This window comes from Burkholderia territorii (assembly GCF_902833055.1).
Taxonomy (GTDB): domain Bacteria; phylum Pseudomonadota; class Gammaproteobacteria; order Burkholderiales; family Burkholderiaceae; genus Burkholderia; species Burkholderia territorii.
The window spans coordinates 1-19,812 of sequence record NZ_CADFEJ010000033.1 but is presented as its reverse complement, the minus strand read 5'-3'; the positions used below and the strand labels follow the sequence as shown (position 1 = coordinate 19,812).

The 19,812-nt window shown below is 66.9% G+C and carries 15 protein-coding genes; 12 read left to right on the top strand and 3 right to left on the bottom strand.

Translation table 11 applies throughout. The features are described 5' to 3' along the window. Positions 1–244 precede the first annotated feature (244 nt). From HW466_RS29935 to pqqE, 6 genes are all read left to right on the top strand, one after another. Entirely contained in the window at positions 245–2,257 is a 2,013-nt protein-coding gene (locus tag HW466_RS29935) for a sigma-54-dependent Fis family transcriptional regulator (RefSeq protein ID WP_174905592.1), read from the top strand. A 291-nt stretch (positions 2,258–2,548) separates the two neighbouring features. Then, the gene (gene pqqA, locus HW466_RS29930) at positions 2,549–2,623 is read left to right on the top strand and encodes a pyrroloquinoline quinone precursor peptide PqqA (RefSeq protein ID WP_006410019.1); all 75 of its coding nucleotides are present in this window, start codon (positions 2,549–2,551) and stop codon (positions 2,621–2,623) included. A gap of 64 nt (positions 2,624–2,687) precedes the next feature. After that, positions 2,688–3,611 (top strand): pyrroloquinoline quinone biosynthesis protein PqqB, encoded by a 924-nt coding sequence (gene pqqB / locus HW466_RS29925; protein ID WP_151006214.1) that lies wholly within the window; start codon positions 2,688–2,690, stop codon positions 3,609–3,611. A gap of 2 nt (positions 3,612–3,613) precedes the next feature. Continuing rightward, entirely contained in the window at positions 3,614–4,333 is a 720-nt protein-coding gene (pqqC, locus tag HW466_RS29920) for a pyrroloquinoline-quinone synthase PqqC (protein WP_059809234.1), read from the top strand. After that, complete coding sequence (pqqD, locus tag HW466_RS29915; RefSeq protein ID WP_006751646.1) at positions 4,330–4,611, top strand: pyrroloquinoline quinone biosynthesis peptide chaperone PqqD; 282 nt, start codon at positions 4,330–4,332, stop codon at positions 4,609–4,611. The genes pqqC and pqqD overlap by 4 nt, the downstream gene beginning before the upstream one ends. A gap of 1 nt (position 4,612) precedes the next feature. Then, positions 4,613–5,737, top strand: coding sequence for a pyrroloquinoline quinone biosynthesis protein PqqE (gene pqqE, locus HW466_RS29910; RefSeq protein ID WP_151006215.1), 1,125 nt, complete (start codon positions 4,613–4,615; stop codon positions 5,735–5,737). Positions 5,738–5,764: 27 nt separating this feature from the next. Here pqqE and HW466_RS29905 read toward each other — a convergent pair whose 3' ends face one another. Beyond that, the gene (locus HW466_RS29905; protein WP_239006229.1) at positions 5,765–6,835 is read right to left on the bottom strand and encodes a DNA topoisomerase IB; all 1,071 of its coding nucleotides are present in this window, start codon (positions 6,833–6,835) and stop codon (positions 5,765–5,767) included. A gap of 471 nt (positions 6,836–7,306) precedes the next feature. On the opposite strand from HW466_RS29905, the gene HW466_RS29900 reads away from it, so the two are divergent. The 4 genes from HW466_RS29900 (at position 7,307) to yjfF (ending at position 11,995) form a co-directional block, all read left to right on the top strand. Continuing rightward, a complete protein-coding gene (locus HW466_RS29900) occupies positions 7,307–8,269 on the top strand; it encodes an ABC transporter substrate-binding protein (protein WP_151006950.1) in 963 nt (320 codons plus the stop codon). Between the two features lie 68 nt (positions 8,270–8,337). After that, positions 8,338–9,852 (top strand): sugar ABC transporter ATP-binding protein, encoded by a 1,515-nt coding sequence (locus HW466_RS29895; RefSeq protein ID WP_174905593.1) that lies wholly within the window; start codon positions 8,338–8,340, stop codon positions 9,850–9,852. Further along, positions 9,849–10,889, top strand: a complete 1,041-nt coding sequence (locus tag HW466_RS29890) for an ABC transporter permease (protein WP_151005015.1) — start codon at positions 9,849–9,851, stop codon at positions 10,887–10,889. The genes HW466_RS29895 and HW466_RS29890 overlap by 4 nt, the downstream gene beginning before the upstream one ends. Beyond that, a complete protein-coding gene (yjfF, locus tag HW466_RS29885; RefSeq protein WP_059502510.1) occupies positions 10,886–11,995 on the top strand; it encodes a galactofuranose ABC transporter, permease protein YjfF in 1,110 nt (369 codons plus the stop codon). Before HW466_RS29890 ends, yjfF begins: the two co-directional genes overlap by 4 nt. A gap of 144 nt (positions 11,996–12,139) precedes the next feature. Here the strand turns inward: yjfF and HW466_RS29880 are convergent, their stop codons facing one another. Beyond that, positions 12,140–14,473 (bottom strand): sensor histidine kinase, encoded by a 2,334-nt coding sequence (locus tag HW466_RS29880; protein WP_151005017.1) that lies wholly within the window; start codon positions 14,471–14,473, stop codon positions 12,140–12,142. Continuing rightward, a complete protein-coding gene (locus HW466_RS29875; protein ID WP_059452238.1) occupies positions 14,466–15,299 on the bottom strand; it encodes a response regulator transcription factor in 834 nt (277 codons plus the stop codon). Before HW466_RS29875 ends, HW466_RS29880 begins: the two co-directional genes overlap by 8 nt. Positions 15,300–16,131: 832 nt before the next feature. Here HW466_RS29875 and HW466_RS29870 point away from each other — a divergent pair. Together HW466_RS29870 and HW466_RS29865 are read left to right on the top strand one after the other, a co-directional pair. Continuing rightward, complete coding sequence (locus tag HW466_RS29870; protein ID WP_151005020.1) at positions 16,132–16,344, top strand: hypothetical protein; 213 nt, start codon at positions 16,132–16,134, stop codon at positions 16,342–16,344. A 391-nt stretch (positions 16,345–16,735) separates the two neighbouring features. Then, positions 16,736–19,812 (top strand): ESPR-type extended signal peptide-containing protein (locus tag HW466_RS29865; RefSeq protein WP_176316125.1); only part of this gene is annotated, 3,077 nt, incomplete at its 3' end.

The window sequence follows — 19,812 nt, the reverse complement described above, 5'->3', positions numbered from 1 at the left end:
AATCGCGCCAGCGAACACGATCGGGATCAATCGGGTAGCAGCGACAGGCGGAATCGCGATATTACGTCCGTGCGCGTCACGCCGCGTGCACGGCATGCGATCGACGTTTCTTTCATTTTCATTTCGGCGCGTGCCGTGTGACGATGTTCGGCGCCCAACGCAAGCGCTGCGGACACCGTGGCCCGAAGTTTGCTTGATCGAGCACAAAGTCCGGCATCGACCGGAAGGATCCCCGGAGGAGACAATGCGCGATGACGTTCATCCGACGGCCAACGCACGGGCCACGCATGCGCCCGGCTGGCCGACGCCGACGATCCAAAAGTCCCATGAGCGGTCCGAGACGTTCGGCCTGCAGGCATCGGCACGTCCCGACTACGACGTGCTGTCCGGCGCCGCGCTTGCGCTCAAGCGCGAGCAGAACCGCGTGCTGTGCGTGCATGCGATGCCGGTGATGGAGACGCTGCACGAGCAGATCGTCAATACGCAGAGCATGATCGTGCTGACGGATGCGGAAGGGCTGATCCTGCATTCGATCGGCGACGACGACTTCCTGCGGCGCGCCGAACGGGTCGCGCTGCGCCCCGGCGCGAACTGGGCGGAGAACCGGCAGGGCACCAACGCGATCGGCACCGCGCTCGCGGAGCTGTGCCCGATGGTCGTGCACGGCGACCAGCACTTCCTGGCCGCGAACCATTTCCTGACCTGCTCGAGCGTGCCAATCCTCGACCCGTATGGCGACGCGATCGGCGTGCTCGATGTGACGGGCGACCACCGCAGCTATCACCAGCACACGATGGCGCTCGCGAAGATGTCGGTGCAGATGATCGAGAACCACCTGTTCACGACGACGTTCCAGGAGACGCTGCAGGTGTCGTTTCACGGCCGCCCCGAATTCCTCGGCACGTTGATGGAAGGGATCGTCGCGTTCACGGCGGACGGCCGCTTCCTGTCGGCCAACCGCAGCGCGCAGTTCCAGCTCGGGATGCCGCTCGCCGCGTTGCGCGCGCATACGCTCGCGTCGCTGTTCGACGTGACGAGCGCGCAACTGATCGACCGGATGCGCGCGAGCACCGAGCCGCACGTGTCGCTGAACCTCGGCAACGGCGCGGTGGTCTGCGCGCGCGTGCAGTTCCGGCGCGCGTTGCGCGCCGAGGGCAGCCGGCCCGCGGAAGTGCACGACGGCGCCGCCCCTGCCGCGCGGCCGCCGGCGGCGCAGGGTGCGGCGAACCTGTCGCGGCTCAGCTATCTCGACACCGGCGATCCGCAGGTGGCGGCGGTGATCGCGAAGGTCCGCAAGGTGATCGGCAAGGACATTCCGGTGCTGATCACCGGCGAGACCGGAACCGGCAAGGAACTGCTCGCGCAGGCGATCCACAACGACTCGCCACGCCGCGACGGACCGTTCGTCGCGGTCAACTGCGCGTCGATTCCGGAGACGCTGATCGAATCCGAGCTGTTCGGCTATGAGGAGGGCGCGTTTACCGGCGCGCGTCGCAAGGGCGCGACCGGCAAGCTGCTGCAGGCCAACGGCGGCACGCTGTTTCTCGACGAAATCGGCGACATGCCGTATCCGCTGCAGGTGCGGCTGCTGCGCGTGCTTCAGGAGCGCATCGTCAACCCGCTCGGCTCGACGAAGGCGATCGGCGTCGACATCGCGATCATTTGCGCGACGCACCGCGACCTGCGCGACATGATCGCGCAGAACCGCTTTCGCGAGGACTTGTACTACCGGCTCAACGGCCTCGTCGTGCGCCTGCCGCCGTTGCGCGATCGCACGGATCTCGCGGTGGTCGTCCAGAAGATGCTGCAGCGGGAGACGCTGTCGGGGCCCGGTCGACGGCCGTTGAGCGTCGCGCCCGACGTGATGGCGCTGTTCGAGCGCTGCGCGTGGCCGGGCAACTTCCGGCAGCTCGCGAACCTGCTGCGCACGGCGGCCGCGATGGTCGACGACGACTGCGAGATCCGCTGCGAACATTTGCCGGACGACTTCTTCGACGACGTGCGGCGCGACGGTGCGCCGGCCGCGCAGGAAGCCTGTACGGCCGCGCCGCCCGCGCCGCTCGCGGCGGAGACGCCGGTGTTGCCGGCTGGTGATGCGCGGCTGCAGGACGTGGCCGCGTGCGCGATCGCGGCCGCGCTCGCGCGTCATGGCGGCAACGTGTCGGCCGCCGCGCGCGCGCTCGGCGTGTCGCGCAACACGATCTACCGCAAGATGCCGGCCGCCGGACCGGATGCGCTGGAGCCGGACGAACGCTGACGCAAGCCGCGACTGTCACACCGGTGTGTCAGGTTGCAACACCCGGTGTTCAAGGATTCAACAGTTGTTCGACCGGCCGTGCACGACATGAGCCGTCGCCTGACGTTTTTGAAATATTATCGTTAGCAAATCGTAATAATCGCGGGGCCGTGACCATCCGGCGGCTGCCGCACGCGTTCGCACGCCGCTGCGCGACGCAAATCCTGCCCCGGCACGCTCCTTGCTGAACTGGTATCGGCCGCTCGATCGATGCGGTTTTTTCGACTGACCTACTCAACAAGGAGACACATCATGCAATGGACGACCCCGGCTTATACCGACCTGCGTTTCGGTTTCGAAATCACGATGTACATCGCCAACCGCTGATCGACGCGCGCAGTGCCGCCCGCATCGGCGGACACGATGCGGGCGGCACCGGGAGCACACGCAGATGAAGATCAAGATACTCGGCTCGGGCGCCGGCGGCGGGTTGCCGCAATGGAACTGCAACTGCGGCAACTGCCGCCGCGCGCGGGCCGGCACCGACGGCATCGTGCCGCGCACGCAATCGTCGATCGCGGTCAGCGGCGACGGCATCGGCTGGGTGCTGGTGAACGCGTCGCCGGACATTCTCGCGCAGCTGCGCGCCGCGCCCGATCTGCAGCCGGCCCGCGCGATCCGCGACACCGCGATCGCTGCCGTCGTGCTGTGCGACGCGCAGATCGACCACGTGACGGGCCTGCTGATGCTGCGCGAACGCACGTCGCCGCTGCCGCTGTATGCGAGCGCGCCGGTGCTCGACGACCTGTCGACCGGGCTGCCGCTCGTGCCGTTGCTCGGCCACTACTGCGGTGTCGATGTCCACCCGATCGCGCCGGGCGAATCGTTCGCGATACCGGGCGCCGATGGCATTCGCTTCACCGCCGTGCCGGTCGACAGCAAGCCGCCGCCCTATTCGCCGCGCCGCGAGGCGAGCGTGCCTGGCGACAACATCGCGCTCCTGATCGAGGACACGACGAGCGGCCGGCAGGCGTTCTACGCGCCGGGGCTCGCCGACGTCGACGACGGTGTGCGCGCCGCGATGCGCGACGCCGACCTCGTGCTGGTGGACGGCACGTTCTGGACCGGCACGGAGATGATCGATCTCGGCCTGTCGTCGAAGCACGCGGCCGACATGGGGCATCTCGCGCAGTGCGGCGACGCGGCGCGGCCGGGCATGATCGAGCGGCTCCGGCTGTTGCCGACGCATACGCGCAAGGTTCTCACGCACATCAACAATACGAATCCGATTCTCGACCCTGGCTCCGCGCAGCGTGCGCAGTTGCGCGATCACGGCATCGAGGTCGCCCACGACGGCATGCAATTCGAGGTCTGACCATGAACGCACCGATTCCCGCCGCGGCATTGCACGCGATGCCCTGGAGTGCGCAGGAGTTCGAGGCGCGGCTGCGCGCGCTCGAATCGCGCTATCACATTCACCATCCATTCAACCGGCGTCTCAATAGCGGCGCGTGCTCGCCGGCGCAGATTCGCGGCTGGGTCGCGAACCGCTTCTACTATCAGATCAGCATTCCGCTCAAGGATGCGGCGATCCTGTCCAATTGCCCCGACCGCGACACGCGCCGGTTGTGGGTCGAACGGATTCTCGACCACGACGGCCACGGCGGCCAGGAAGGCGGGATCGAGGCATGGGCGCGGCTCGGGGAGGCGGTCGGCATCGAGCGCGACGCGCTGTGGTCGCTCGAGCATGTATTGCCCGGCGTGCGGTTCGCGGTGGATGCCTACGTCAATTTCGCGCGGCAAGCGCCGTGGCAGGAGGCCGTGTGCTCGTCGCTGACCGAGATGTTCGCGCCGCAGATCCATCTCGACCGGCTTGCGGGCTGGCCGTCCCACTATCCGTGGATCGAGGCGGACGGGCTGCAGTATTTCCGCAGCCGCGTGCCGCTCGCGCAGCGCGACGTCGAACACGGGCTCGCGGTGACGCTGAGCCATTTCACGACACCGGCCGCGCAACGGCGCGCGCTCGACATCCTGTCGTTCAAGCTGGATGTGCTGTGGTCGATTCTCGATGCGATTGAAAAGGCGTATCCCGCATGAACTCCAACGACGCCGTCAGCGGCGTGCCGCTGCGCCCCTCGCTCAGGGGCATGTACCGCCTGCAGTGGGAGGCGGCCCAGGATGCGTACGTGCTCCTGTATCCGGAGGGCATGGTGCGGCTCAACCCGAGCGCGGGCGAGATCCTCGCGCGCTGCGACGGCACGCGCGAGCTCGACGACATCATCGACGAACTCGAGCGGCTGTTCAGTACTTCTGACCTTGCGTCGGATGTCTATCGCTTCCTCGATCATGCGCGCCTGCGCGGCTGGCTCGACTGACATGGACATGACACTTCCTCCGAACCGACCGTCCGCGCCGCTGTGGCTGCTTGCCGAGCTCACGTACCGCTGTCCGTTGCACTGCGCGTTCTGCTACAACCCGGTCGATTTCGCGACGCACGGCGCGGAGCTCGATACTGAAACCTGGCGCAAGGTGATCAGCGATGCGCGCGCGCTGGGTGCCGCGCAGATCGGCTTTTCAGGCGGCGAGCCACTGCAGCGCGACGATCTGGAGACGCTGGTCGGGCATGCGCGCTCGCTGGGTTTCTATACCAACCTGATCACGTCGGGGGTGGGCCTGAATGTCACGCGCATCGACCGGCTCAAGGCGGCCGGGCTCGATCACATTCAGTTGTCGCTGCAGGATTCGACGCGCGAACTGAACGACTTCCTGACGAGCACGCGCACCTTCGACCTCAAGCGCGGCGTCGGGCGGCTGATCAAGTCGCACGGCTATCCGATGGTGCTGAACTGCGTGCTGCATCGATACAACCTGCCTCACGTCGGCCAGATCATCGAGATGGCGCTGGACCTCGGTGCGGATTTTCTCGAGCTCGCCAACACGCAGTATTACGGCTGGGCGATGCTGAATCGGGACCAGCTGATGCCGACTGTCGAACAACTGCGCGAAGCGGAGGAAACGGTCAACCGCTACCGCAAGCTCGTCGGCGAACGGTGCAAGATCCTGTTCGTCGTGCCAGATTACTTCGAGCAGCGGCCGAAGGCCTGCATGAACGGCTGGGGCTCGGTGTTCCTCGGCGTTGCGCCGGACGGCACCGCGCTGCCGTGCCATGCCGCGCGCGGGCTGCCCGGCCTCGCGCTGCCGAACGTGCGCGAGCGGTCGTTGAAGGAAATCTGGTACGAAAGCGACGCGTTCAATGCGTTTCGCGGCGACGGCTGGATGCGCGACCCGTGCCGCACGTGCGACGAGCGTCATGCGGATCATGGCGGGTGCCGCTGTCAGGCATACATGCTGGCCGGCGATCCCGCGCAGGCCGACCCGGTCTGCGCGAAGTCGCCGCATCACGGCAAGGTCGAACATGCCGTGCAGTTCGCGCGCAGGGCGGATCGGCGGGGCGACCATCCGCTGGTGTTTCGCAGTGCTGCGAATTCGATCGGGCGCTGAGCGGCGCGTGACGCTATCTCGGGCGCGTCACTTCGTTGACTTGCGCGACGATCGGGGCGCCGCCTGTTCGAGCAGCGCTGCGAACGCGGCTTCGTCCGCGCGCAGCCCGCGCGGCGAGCGGCGCACCTCCAGCGCCGCGAGCATCCCGGCTTCGAACGCATCGAGCACCGCCGGGTGGATGTAGCAGCGCCGGCACACGGCCGGCGTATTGCGCAATATATCGGCGACGGCCCGCACCGTTTCGACGATCTGCTTGCGCGCATGCGCGACGTCCTCGTGCGGCACGCGCCGCAGCAATGCCAGCGCCTGCACGCTGCCTGCCCAGGTCCGGTAATCTTTCGCGGTGAATTCCGCGCCTGCCGCCTCGCGCAAATAGTCGTTCACGTCGGAGGAGCCGACCGAATGACGCGTGCCGTCGTCGTCCACATACTGGAACAACTCATGGCCGGGCAACTCCGCGCAGCGCCGCACGATCCGGCCGACGCGCGGGTCTTCCACGGTCACGTCATGCTCGATGCCGCTCTTGCCGGTGAAGCGCAGGCGAACCTGCCCCGACCGGATGGTTACATGGCGCTTGCGCAGCGTCGTCAGCCCGTACGATGCGTTCTCGCGCGCGTACTCGGCGTTGCCGATCCGCGCGAGCGTCGTGTCGAGCAGCCGGACGATCGTCGCGACGATCTTGTCGCGCGGCATCCCGGGCAGTGCCAGATCGCGCGCGACGCGCGTGCGGATGCGCGGCAGCGCACGGGCGAAGGCCGCCATCCGCGCGTACTTGTTCGCGTCGCGCGTCTCGCGCCACTGCGGGTGATAGCGATACTGCTTGCGCCCGCGCGCGTCGCGCCCCGTCGCCTGCAAGTGGCCGTGCGGGTCCATGCAGATCCAGACGTCGGTGTACGCGGGTGGAATCGCGAGCGCATCGATGCGGGCGATTTCGCCGGGGTCGCGGATCCGGACGCCGTCCGGCGTGTAGTACGCGAAGCCGTTGCGTAACCGCCGGCGCGTGTAGCCGGGGTGCCGGTCGTCGACGTGGCGCAGCGGGACGGGTGAACGCGTGCCGGTTTCCGCGCCGGATCCCGTCCGGGACGTGCGTTTCTTCATGCCGCACGCTGCCGACGGAGCGGCGTATTTGTTTGCGGCGATCGCGGGTCGCGCACAGCGGGCATCGTTGTTCTCCTTGTTGTCTGAGCCGCCGTCGCGGGGCGCGAACGGCGCTTTCCAGCGCATCAGCAAGATCCGTGCGCCATCGACGGAGCCGCTACGCCGCGTTCCATGTCGACGCGGATCGCGCATACGACGGCGAACACGCGAGAGGCCGCTCGACGTCGCCTTTGCGGATACGCGCGCGCTAGGTGTTTATACGTATGCCGATACCGATATCGATTCAATCCAAGATTTCATTGGAAGGTTATCGGACTTGTTCCTAGACTGATCCGGGGCGCACATACCGGTCCGGCCGCACGCGCCGGCCGGCGCCGCCCCGAACCGCGCCGCGCCACGCAGAACCACAACAGCACGGCAACCGCGCCGGGCCGGCGCCGCGGCATACAACGACATCATCGGAGACGGACCATGACATTCATCAGGAAGCTGACGGCCGGCGCGCTCGTCGCCGCGGCGACGGTATTCGCGTCGGGCGTGCACGCGCAGCAAAAGCCGATCACGCTCGGGTTCTCGCAGGTCGGCGCGGAGAGCGCATGGCGCACCGCGAACACCGTGTCGGTGAAGAGCGCGGCGAAGGACGCCGGCATCAACCTGAAATTCTCGGACGCGCAGCAGAAGCAGGAAAACCAGATTCGCGCGATCCGCTCATTCATCGCGCAGAAGGTCGACGTGATCGCGTTCTCGCCGGTCGTGGAGTCGGGCTGGGAGCCGGTGCTGACCGAAGCGAAGGCGGCGCACATTCCGGTGATCCTGACCGATCGCGGTGTCGACGTGAAGGATCCGTCGCTGTACGTGACGATGATCGGTTCCGACTTCCTCGAGGAGGGGCGGCGCGCCGGCCACTGGATGGAAGAGCGCTACAAGAACGATCCGGGCCCGATCAACATCGTCGAGCTGCAGGGCACGGTCGGCTCCGCGCCGGCAAACGATCGCCGCGCGGGCCTGCTCGAGGTGATCAAGAACAATCCGAAGTTCAAGGTGATCGCGTCGCAAAGCGGCGACTTCACGCTCGCCGGCGGCAAGCAGGTGATGGAAGCGTTCGCGAAGACCTACGGCAAGCAGATCAACGTCGTCTATGCGCACAACGACGACATGGCGCTCGGCGCGATCCAGGCGATGGAAGAGGCTGGCATCAAGCCCGGCAAGGACGTGAGCGTCGTGTCGTTCGACGCGACCAAGGGCGGGTTCCTGGCGATGGTGGCCGGCAAGATCAACGTCGACGTCGAATGCAGCCCGCTGCTCGGCCCGCAATTGATGACCGCCGTGAAGGACGTCGTCGCCGGCAAGCAGTTGCCCAAGCGCATCGTCACGAACGAGACGGTGTTCCCGATGAGCGTCGCGGCGCAGGTGCTGCCGACCCGCAAGTACTGAGTCCCGGCGGACGCGGGCGGCGGCGCGGCTGCCGCCGTCCGCCTTCCGCCTCGAATCGAGGGCGATCCATGACGAATCCGCCGGTAGTCGAGATGATCGGCATCGACAAGGCGTTTCCGGGCGTGAACGCGCTGCAGCGCGTGAACTTCCGGCTGTTTCCGGGCGAGATCCACGCACTGATGGGCCAGAACGGCGCCGGCAAGTCGACGCTGATCAACGTGCTGACCGGCGTGCATGCGCACGATGCGGGCGAGATTCGCGTCGGCGGCGCGCCCGTGCACTTCGCCGCGCCGCGCGAGGCCGAGGCCGCGGGCATCCAGACGCTGTACCAGGAAGTGAACCTGTGCGCGAACCTGTCGGTTGCCGAGAACATCTTCGCGGGCCGGCAGCCGATGCGGCGCGGCGCGATCGACTGGAAAACGATCCATGCGCGGGCGCGCGATGCGCTCGCCGAACTCGACCTGTCGCTCGACGTCACGCGCTCGCTCGATGCGTATCCGATCGCGGTGCAGCAGATGGTCGCGATCGCGCGGGCCGTATCGGTGGACGCGCGCGTGCTGATTCTCGACGAACCGACGTCGAGCCTCGACGACGGCGAGGTCGCTCGGCTCTTCGATGTGCTGCGCCGGCTGAAGGCGTCGGGCATCGCGATCCTGTTCGTCACGCATTTTCTCGAACAGACCTATGCGGTGTCCGACCGGATCACGGTGATGCGTAACGGCGAGCGCGAGGGCGAGTATCTCGCGCGCGAATTGCCGGTCGACATGCTGGTCGCGAAGATGACCGGCCGCGAACCGATGTCCGGCACGCTGCAGGCAGGCGCGGCGGCCGTGCGGAGCGATGCCGACGCGGCCGCGCCGTTCCTGTCGATGCAGCAGGCCGGCCGGCGCGGAATGATGAGCCCGCTCGATCTCGACGTGCGGCCCGGCGAAATCGTCGGGCTGGCCGGGCTGCTCGGCTCGGGGCGCACGGAAACGGCGCGGCTCGCGTTCGCGGCCGAGCGCACCGACACCGGCGCGATCGAGATCGACGGCGCGCGCAAGCGTCTCGCGTCGCCGCACGATGCCGTGCGCCACGGGATCGCGTATTGCCCGGAGGATCGCAAGAAGGAAGGGATCGTCGCGGCGCTGTCGATCCGCGAGAACATCGTCCTCGCCTTGCAGGCGCGGCGCGGCTGGTGGCGGCTGATCGGCCGCGCGCGCCAGCGCGAGCTCGCCGACACGTATATCGCGCGGCTCGGCATCAAGGCGCGCGACGCGGAGCAGCCGATCGGGCTGCTGTCCGGCGGCAACCAGCAGAAAGTGCTGCTCGCGCGCTGGCTCGCGACGGAGCCGAAGCTGCTGATCCTCGACGAGCCGACGCGCGGCATCGACGTCGCCGCGAAATTCGACATCATGGAGCGCGTGCTGGCGTTGTGCGCGCAGGGGCTCGCGATCCTGTTCATCTCGTCGGAGATCAGCGAAGTGGTGCGCGTGAGCCACCGGATCGCGGTGCTGCGCGATCGCCGCAAGGTCGCCGAACTGAGCGGTGCCGAGGCGTCGGAGGAACATGTGTATCAACTGATCGCGGGAGGCCGGTCATGATCCGGTTACGCACGTTGCTTCGCCACCCGCTCGTGTGGCCGGTGCTGACGCTTGCACTGCTGTTCGCGCTCGACGTCGCGCATCGGCCGGGTTTCCTGTCGATCGCAGTGCTCGACGGCCACTTGTTCGGCGCGCCCATCGACATCCTGAACCGTGCGGCGCCGCTCGTGATCGTGTCGCTCGGCATGACGCTCGTGATCGCGACGCGCGGGATCGACATCTCGGTCGGCGCGATCGTCGCGATCGCCGGCGCGGCCGCGGCGATCGTGCTCGACGGCGATCCGACGCGGGTCGGCACGGCGCTGGTCGCCGCACTCTGCGTCGGGCTGCTTGCAGGCGCATGGAACGGCGTGCTGGTCGCGTTCGTCGGGATGCAGCCGATCATCGCGACGCTGATCCTGATGGTCGCCGGACGCGGCATCGCGCAGTTGCTCACGGGCGGACAGATCATCCCGATCGGCGCGCCGGGCTATCTCCAGATCGGCGGCGGCTATCTCGCGGCCGTGCCATGCTCGGTCTGGATCGCGATCGCGACGATCGCGGCAACCGCGCTGCTGGTCAATCGCACGGCGCTCGGGCTGTTCATCCGCGCGATCGGCGTGAACCCGGTCGCGACGCGGCTCGTCGGGCTGCGCGCGGGGGCCGTCGTGTTCGGCGTCTATCTGTTCTCCGGCGCGATGTCGGCGCTCGCCGGCATTCTCGCCAGCTCGAACGTGCGCAGCGCCGACGGCAACAACGCGGGGCTGCTGCTCGAACTCGACGCGATCCTCGCGGTGACGCTCGGCGGCACGTCGCTGCTCGGCGGCCGCTTCAGCCTCGCGGGCTCCGTGCTCGGCGCGCTGATCATCCAGACGCTCACCTATACGACGTATTCGATCGGCGTGCCGCCGGAGGCGACGCTCGTCGTGAAGGCGCTCGTCGTGATCGTCGTGACGCTGATCCAGTCGGACGCGGCGCGCGCGCTGGTGATCCAGCATGCGTCGCGACTGCTGCCTTCCACCCGTTCGCGCACCACCACCGGAGCCACGCCGCGATGAACCGATTCTTCGCACGGTTGACCGATCCGCGCACGCTGCCGATCGTCGTGACGATCGTGCTGTTCGCCGCATTGTTCGGCTTCGGATCCGTGATGTACACGGGATTCTTCTCGATGCAGGTGCTGACCGGACTGCTCGTCGACAACGCGTTCCTGCTGATCGTCGCGATCGGGATGACGTTCGTGATCGTGTCGGGCGGTATCGACCTGTCCGTCGGCTCGGTCGTTGCGCTGACAACGATCTTCTGCGCGGTGGGTGCCGAGCGGTTGCACTGGCCCGTCTGGGCAATCGTGCCGCTGGTGCTCGTATTCGGCGCGCTGTACGGCGCGGCGATGGGCGCGCTGATTCATTACTTCCGCCTGCAGCCGTTCATCGTCACGCTGGCAGGGATGTTTCTCGCACGCGGCGCATGCTTCCTGATCACGACGCAGTCGATCACGATCAACGAGCCGACCTTTCATGCGCTCGCGGGCATCAGCGTGCCGGTCGGCGGCGGGACGCTGAGCGCGGGCGCGCTGATCGCGCTGGTGACGCTGGCCGCGGCAATCTACGTCGCGCATTTCACGCGCTTCGGCCGCAATGTGTATGCGGTCGGCGGCAACGAGCGCTCGGCGCTGCTGATGGGCTTGCCCGTCGCGCGCACGAAGGTCGGCGTGTATGCACTGAGCGGCTTCTGTTCGGCGCTCGGCGGCGTGGTGTTTACGCTGTACGTGCTGTCCGGCTACGGTCTGCAGGCGCAGGGCATGGAGCTCGACGCGATCGCCGCGACCGTGATCGGCGGCACGCTGCTCACGGGCGGCGTGGGGTACGTGATCGGCTCCGTGTTCGGCGTCGGCATCCTCGGCACGATCCAGGTGTTGATCACGTTCGACGGCACGCTGAGTTCGTGGTGGACGCGGATCGTGATCGGCGCGCTGCTGTGCGTGTTCTGTCTGCTGCAGCGGGTCATCGAGCGGCATGCGGCGCGGCGGCGCAGCGGTGGGACCGGGCTCGATCCGAAACGGCGCAAGCGCGATGCCGCTCAGGTGGCGCCGGCCGCACCGGGCGACGATGCGGCGCTTGGGTCGACGATGCGAAGGCTGTTGCGCTTGCAACGTTCGGCCTGACGTCGGCGCGCATTCGAGGGGCGCGCGGAGCGACAGCGTTTGCTTTGTCGCCGTTGCCGGCCTTCGGCCGTGCGTTGGCGCGTCGGACCGTCGCGGCAGCGGGCGGCGAACGCACGTCGTGCAACAGCGGCGCATCCATTGCAATCAAGCCGGCCCGGCCATGTCGGGTTCCGCATCGAACGACGCGTCCGCGCTGCCGGCCCGTTTCAGCGATTCGGCGAGTCGTTCGATCGCCTGCAGGTCCAACGCGTCCAGATGCTCGCGCACCGCCCGCACGAATTCGGCATGCCGAGGCGCGTGCGCGTGCTGGCCGAGCCATTCCTCGATGTCGGTGAGGCGGCCTTCGCTCGCGAACACGGCCAGCTCGTCGAGCGCGTCGGCTGGCGGGCAGCGCATCGCGTGCGCCGCCGGCGCGGGCTCCGCTTGATCGGCAGATTCGGCGGCGCGCACGAGCGCCGATGCCGGGATCATCGCGCGGCCGATCGCGGGCGCCACGATCTGGAACGTGAACGACGTGCCGACGCCCGGCCGGCTCGTCACGGCCAGCTCGCCGTTCATCGCGCCGACGATCCGCTGCGCGATGAACAGGCCGAGCCCCGTCCCGCCGTTGACCGCCTGCACCTGCTGGTACGCACGGAAGATGTCGGTGGTCTTGTCGATGTCGATGCCGATTCCGGTGTCGGCGACCTCGAACACGATCCGCCATGCATCGCCGTGCGCATACGCGCCGACCGACAGCGTGACGGTGCCGTCGCGCGTGAACTTCGATGCGTTCGACAACAGGTTGAGCAGCACCTGCTGCAGCCGAATGCCGTCGATCGATACTTTGCGCGGCAGCGGCGTCAACGGCCGGTAGTCGAACCGGTTGTCCTGCTGCAGACACAGCGCGACCGCATAGTCGCCGATGTCGCTCAGCAGGCCGGGCAGGTCGGTCGGATCCGGCGAAATGCCGAGCGGCTGCAGCTCAGCCTTCGTGTATTGGAGCAATTCGTCGATCAGCGCGAGCTGGTAGCGGATACTGCGGTCGATCGAGCGGATCAGCCGCGCCTGGCTGCGCGTCGCGCCTTCCAGCAGCAGCTTCGCGTAACCGTTGATCGTCGACAGCGGCGCGCGCAGGTCGTGGCTCACGTAGCCGAGCGTCTCGATCTTCTGCTGCATGTGCACGCGAACCTGTTGCAGCGCGTCGTTGAGCGCGACCGTGCGTTTCGCAACCTCGTCGCGCAGGCGATCCTGCTCGGTGAGCTGCCAGTGCTCGAGCCGCTTGCGTGCTTCGGTGCGCTGACGGCCCACGTGGTTGATCCAAGCGGCCAGCACCAGCAGGTGCGTGGCGAGACCGATGATCGCGATGACGGGGTTCGGGTAGATGTCCGACTTGAGCCAGGACAGCCAGGCCGGGATCGCGTCCTTGCCGTCGAGAACGCGGATCATCATGTTGAAGCTCGCGAACGCGATCGCGATCAGCATCACGCGGCCCGTCGGCGTGCGGCGAATCGCGAGCATCAGCGCGAGCGTGAGGTTGACGATCGCCAGCGCGGTGTTCAGCCGCAGGCAGAACCACGTGAACGTGAGGAGGTCGCCGCACGCGGCCCCGGCGACGCCCACGCATTCGAGCGCGATGAAGCCCGCGTAGATCGCGCGAAACGGGATGCGTGCCTTCTCGCGACGGGCGACCGTCAGGATGAACGCGATGAAGCATATGATCGACAGATAGACGAAGATCACCTCGCCGCGCGCCCACCATTCGCGTGCGGCCTGCCACAGATACAGCGCGGTGTAGCCGCGGTAGGTGGCCTCGAACAGCGCCGTGTTCAATGCGAGCGCGGCCAGCACGACGAACATGCCGCTGCGCGAGAAGAAGCCGATCAGCAGCGCACACCACACGAGTGCGAGTAGCCCGCCGAGGAAGCCGAAGTTCCACATGGTCGCGTGAAGCTCATGGGCCTGCCACGCGTCGCGCGTGAACGCGCTCGGCGCGAGCCGCAGCTCCTTGCGCGACGTGATGCGCACCAGGATGGGCAATCGTTCGCCCGGGCGCAGCGTGGCATCGAGCACCGGATACCGGGAAGCCGGCCGGCGCATGCCGTTTTCGTCGGCGGGAAAGCGGCCGGCGAGCGCCCACTGGCCGCCGTGCTCGACGTAGAAATCGGCACGGTCGACGCGTGCGTCGCGGATCGCCAGCACCAGCGGCTGGTCGACGCCGGCGCGGTTGACCAGCGTCGCGCCGACCCACCAGGCGGAGCGCGAGAATTCGATATTGAACGACGGTCGCGCCGCCGCGGCGGCACGGCGCTGGGAATCGGCGAGCCGTGCGGCGGCCTGATCGACGGACATCCGCGTGCCCGGATCCTCGAGCAACGAGACCGCGTCCAGCTGTGCGGGGTTTTCCGTCGCGTGCGCGCGGTGTGCCGCGCAGGAAAGTACGAGTGCCGCCAGCAGCAGCACGATCGCGTGCCAGCCGGTGGTGCGGCGCCTATGCATCGTGCGGGTGGTCATGCGACGGCGGCGGAACATCGACCGCCGGCCGCTGGCGCCGCCAGTCGGACGGCGTGATACCGAATCGTTCGCGAAACGCCGTCGCGAAATTGCCCGGCGTCGAGAAGCCGATTTCCTCGGCGATGTCGCCGATCCCCATCGACGTCTCGGCGAGAAAGTGCTTGGCGGCGCGCAGCCGCGTGTCGCGCAGGTATTCGAATACGGTCTGGCCGAGCTGGTCGCGGAACACGCGCGACAGCCGTTTTTCGTGCGTGCCGACCTGTCTTGCGAGTTCGTCGAGCCCCGGCGGATTGCGCAGTTCGCGCAGCAGGATGTCGCTTGCCGCGCGCACCAGCGCGGCGTCGGGATGATCGGGCAGCTCGGGCAGATGCGCGAACGGCTGGCTGCGTCGCGCCCGTTTCAGATGATTGCGGATCCGGGCGATGACTTCGACCGGCTCGAACGGCTTCACGATGTAGTCGAGCGCACCGGTTTCGAGCCCCGCGATGCGATCGTCCAGGTCGCTCGCCGCAGTGAGGATGATGACCGGAATGTTCTGCGTCGACGGCGTCGAGGCCAGCAGCCGGCACGCGGCGAAGCCGTCCATGCGCGGCATCCGCACGTCGATCAGGATCAGGTCGGGCGCGATTGCCTGCGCGCGGTGATAGGCCTGCAATCCATCGAACGCGACGCTGATCCGGCAGCGAGCGGAACGCAGGATCTCCGTCAGGAGCCGCAGGTCGTTCGGCCGGTCATCTACGACGAGAATGTGTGCGCCAACGAGATCCGGCGTGGCGCGGAGCGACGCCGGACTGGACGAGCGGGATGACATGGTTGCGAACGTGAACGGAGGGTAGGCCGGGGTCGGACTCGATGCATCTATGTGCATGATTGTTGCGAAAAATTATATGACGACGATTGAGCCGACAGTGGGGAGTCCGTGCGGTTCGTGTGGGCATGCGTGACACGGCGGCGCGGATCCACGGGCGCCCCGATCGATTCGACGAAACGGGGTGTGGAAAAACTTTCCGAATTACAAATTGCATATCGGTTTTTATTGCCGAATGATTCTTTATGAAAATCGCATGGCCCGAACGATGTTTTCAAGAGAATTATGTCGTTGCAAAGCCCGGATCTGGTGCCGATCGTGTTTGCCAATTAATCATCTCCATGATCGAGATTACTTTCACATTTAAATTTATTCCGGGCGAACCTGTATGAATGTAAATATCGTCCGCTCTGGAAAAGAATTTTTCCGCTCGGGAAAAGATTTGTTCCGACGAATCCCGGCACACTAGGCCGGAAGCGCCTGGAATCGGTTCTGCGGCACGAGCGGTTTCGGCGAAAAAGCTTTATGCGAGCGCCTTTTTGGGGCGCCACATTCAATGTGACATTGCATGCTGTCAATCTCGTGTTCCGGGATTGCAGCGGTGCGACGGAAACCGGCACGAGGGTAATGAAAACTTCATCATTCTTCGAATGTATTGATGCAACGAGATGCATCGAAGAATGCAGAAGTCGATGCGAGTTTGACACATAAGACAGTAAGAAATCGTTAAAGAAAGTCAGTCGATAAATGGAATGAAGGGGTCATCCGGCCAGTCGGCGGTATTTCCGGAAATCCGGAATGTCCGGCGACGGCCTGGATGTAGAAAGGGGTGAGCGTGGACGCATCGATCGCCGGGCAGTTCGGTTCCTCGAGCGGCGATCGTGCGACACCGCTGTCGATCAGGCAGGCACGAGAAGACATGAACATCAAAGGCATGGCAGATCAACGCACCGGCTCGCTCGAGCCCGTGTCGGCTGTCAGCGTTCGCGATCATGCGGCGCATGCGTCAGTTCCGATCGCCGCACGGCGGCATCCTCCTCCCGAATGAACCAGCGCGGCCGGTCTGGCCGGCCGTATCCATCCGGCGTCTGAACGACGCCTCCTCACGAGATTCGAAGTCGCCGCCGGTCCGGCGCGACGGCGCTCGCGCGCGCTGGCCGCGCGGGGTGTCGTCGCCCGTTGAGCGACGTCGGCTTCCGTGATTCGGTAACCCGCGAACGTCGCCGCGCGTCGTGTCCGACTGGCACGCGCGGCGTGCGGTCGTGTGATCGCGACAGCGGTCGCGAGTGTCATGCAGGGCTGTTCGGCAGTCTAGTTAGTCGTCCGAAGTGAGGCACCGCAGAGGAGCGACGTGACGAGCGCGTGCGTGGATGCGCGCTTCGTTTGCCGTCGCGTTCGCTGGCGCGTGATTCAGCATACGAGAACCGAGGGAAAACAAGATGAACAAGTCGTTCAAGTCGATCTGGAACGAAGCATTGGGGGCGTGGGTCGCGGCGTCCGAGCTCGATCGCGCGCGCGGCAAGCGCGTGGCGTCGTCGAGAAGGACGGCGGAGCATGCCGCACCGGGTACCGGCGCCGCCGCCAGCACGGCAGCGCTGGCGGGGCTGTCGCCGCGGCGAATCGCCACGATGATAGCGGCCGCGTATCTCGGCCTGTTTCAGACGGGCGCCCACGCGCAGTATTCGGCGGGGGGCGGTTCCGCGACCGGCGGTGCCAGTTCGATCGCCGTCGGTAACGGTTCGGTCGCCACGCAGGTGAATTCCACTGCATTCGGCAACCTGTCCACGGCGGCCGGCCTGTCAGCCACCGCGATCGGCCCGGGCGCGCATGCCATCGCCGACGGTTCGACATCCATCGGCATCAACTCTCAGGCAACCGGCGTCAACAGCGTGGCCATGGGCGTTCAGGCAATCGGATCCGGCAGCTATTCGGTCGCGATCGGCAACCTGTCGAGCTCGACGCAAAACGGCTCGGTGGCGATCGGCAGCGGTGCGTCGGCGCTCGGCGTTTCGGCGATCGGGCTCGGGAACAATGCGACGGCCTCCGGGCAATACGCGGCCGCGCTCGGGCTCGGTTCGGTCGCGTCGGGCGCGCAAGCCGTCGCGCTCGGCTTTGCATCCAATGCGACGAATACGGGTGCCGTCTCGCTCGGCAACCAGTCGACCAGTTCGGGCGCGGCCGGCGTGGCCGTGGGCAGCGGCTCGCTCGCTTCGGGCAATTCGGGCGTGGCAATGGGCGTGAACAGCGGCGCGAAGGGCACGGCGTCGATCGCCATCGGCTGGGGCGGCACGGCAGGCGTGCCGGGATCGGGCACGCAATCGCTCGGCACCAGTTCGATCGCGATGGGCTCGAACACCTCGGCCGGCGCCGATAACGCACTGGCGTTCGGCCTGAATGCGAATGCGTCCGGCCTCAGCTCGATCGCGATGGGCGTGCAGTCGACCGCGACGCAGCAGTTCGGCGTCGCGCTCGGCAATCTCGCGCTCGCCACGGGCACATCGGGCACCGCACTGGGCGCCGGCGCGACGGCGTCTGCCGTGAATACAACGGCGATCGGCATCAACAGCGTGGCGGCCGCCGGCGCCACGGTCGCAATCGGCGCCAGCAACTCGGTTGCGGCGGCGGCGGGCGCGGGCTCGATCGCCGGCGGCAACAACTCGCAGGTCCTGAGCGGCACCGGCGCCGTCGCGCTCGGCGAAGGCCAGACCGTGAGCGGCAATGGTGCGGTCGCCATCGGCGACCCGAGCACCTCGATCGGCACCGGCGCGGTGACGCTGGGGGCGAACAACACCGCGAATGGAAATGGCGCGGTGGCGATCGGTAATTCGAACAACGCGCAGGGTGTCGGCTCGCTCGCGCTCGGCAATACGTCGACGGCGGCAGCGGCGGGTGCGGTCGCCTTCGGCGCGTCGGCCGTGGCCAACAACGCCAACGATGTCGCACTCGGTTCCGGGTCGGTGACGGCGGCGCCGAATCCGACCGCGACCGGGACGATCGGCGGCGTCACGTACAGTTTCAACGGCATCAATCCGACCAGCGTCGTCAGCGTCGGCGCGCCGGGCAGCGAGCGTCAGATCACCAACGTCGCGGCCGGGCGGATCAGCCCGTCGAGCACGGACGCGATCAACGGGTCGCAGCTCGATGCGACGAACCAGGCGGTGACGTCGCTGTCGACGTCGACGCTGTCCAGCATCACGTCGTTGTCGACCGGGGTGTCTTCGATGTCGACGGGCCTGTCGTCGGCGAACAGCGCGATCACGTCGTTGTCCACGTCGACTTCGACGGGGATCAGCTCGCTCTCCACGGGCTTGAGCTCGACAAACAGTTCGGTGACGTCCTTGTCGACGTCCACGTCGACGGGTCTCTCGTCGGCGAACAGCGCGATTACGTCGTTGTCCACGTCGACTTCTACGGGGATCAGCTCACTTTCCACGGGCTTGAGCTCGACGAACAGTGCGGTGGCGTCCTTGTCAACGTCCACGTCGACGGGCTTGTCGTCGGCGAACAGCGCGATTACGTCGTTGTCCACATCGACTTCGACGGGGATCAGCTCGCTTTCCACGGGCTTGAGCTCGACGAACAGTTCGGTGGCGTCCTTGTCGACGTCCACATCGACGGGCATCAGCTCACTGTCGACCGGCCTGAGCTCGACGAACAGCTCGATCACGTCGCTGTCGACTTCGACGTCGACCGTCGTCGGTTCTCTCTCCACCGGTTTGAGTTCGACGAACAGCAACCTGACCTCGTTGTCGACGTCCACATCGACAGGCATCAGCTCGCTGTCGACCGGCCTGAGCTCGACGAACAGCTCGATCACGTCGCTGTCGACTTCGACCTCGACCACCATCGGCTCGCTGTCGACCGGCCTGTCGAGCACGAACAGCAGTCTGACCTCGCTGTCGACCGCCACGTCGACCGGCATCAGTTCGTTGTCGACGGGCTTGAGCTCCATCGCGAACAACAACACGAACCTCGGCAACAGCACGGCCGGCGCGATCGGCGGCGGTGCCACCTACGATCCGACGACAGGCACGATCTCGGCACCGTCGTACGTGACGTACAACAGCGACGGCTCGACGACGATCAACAACAACGTCGGCTCCGCGATCGACAACATCAACGCGCACGGCATCAAGTACTTCCACGCGAACTCGACCGCGCTGGACAGCCAGGCGATCGGCGTCGACAGCGTCGCGATCGGCCCGAATGCGATTTCGCGCGTGGACGGCAGCATCGCGCTCGGCTCGGGCTCGGTGGCCGACCGCGCGACGGTGCCGGCGTCCGGGATCATCCGCAACGGCACCGCGGCGATTCCGTTCAACACGACGGACCAGATGCTGCTCGGCGCGGTGTCGGTCGGCGATGCGACGAACAAGACGTACCGCCAGATAACCAATGTCGCGGACGGCACCGGCCAGCAAGACGCGGTGACGGTGCGGCAGTTGACCGGCGCATTGCAGTCGTTCGCGGTCACGGGCCAGAAGTACTTCCACGCGAATTCGACGGCGGCGGATTC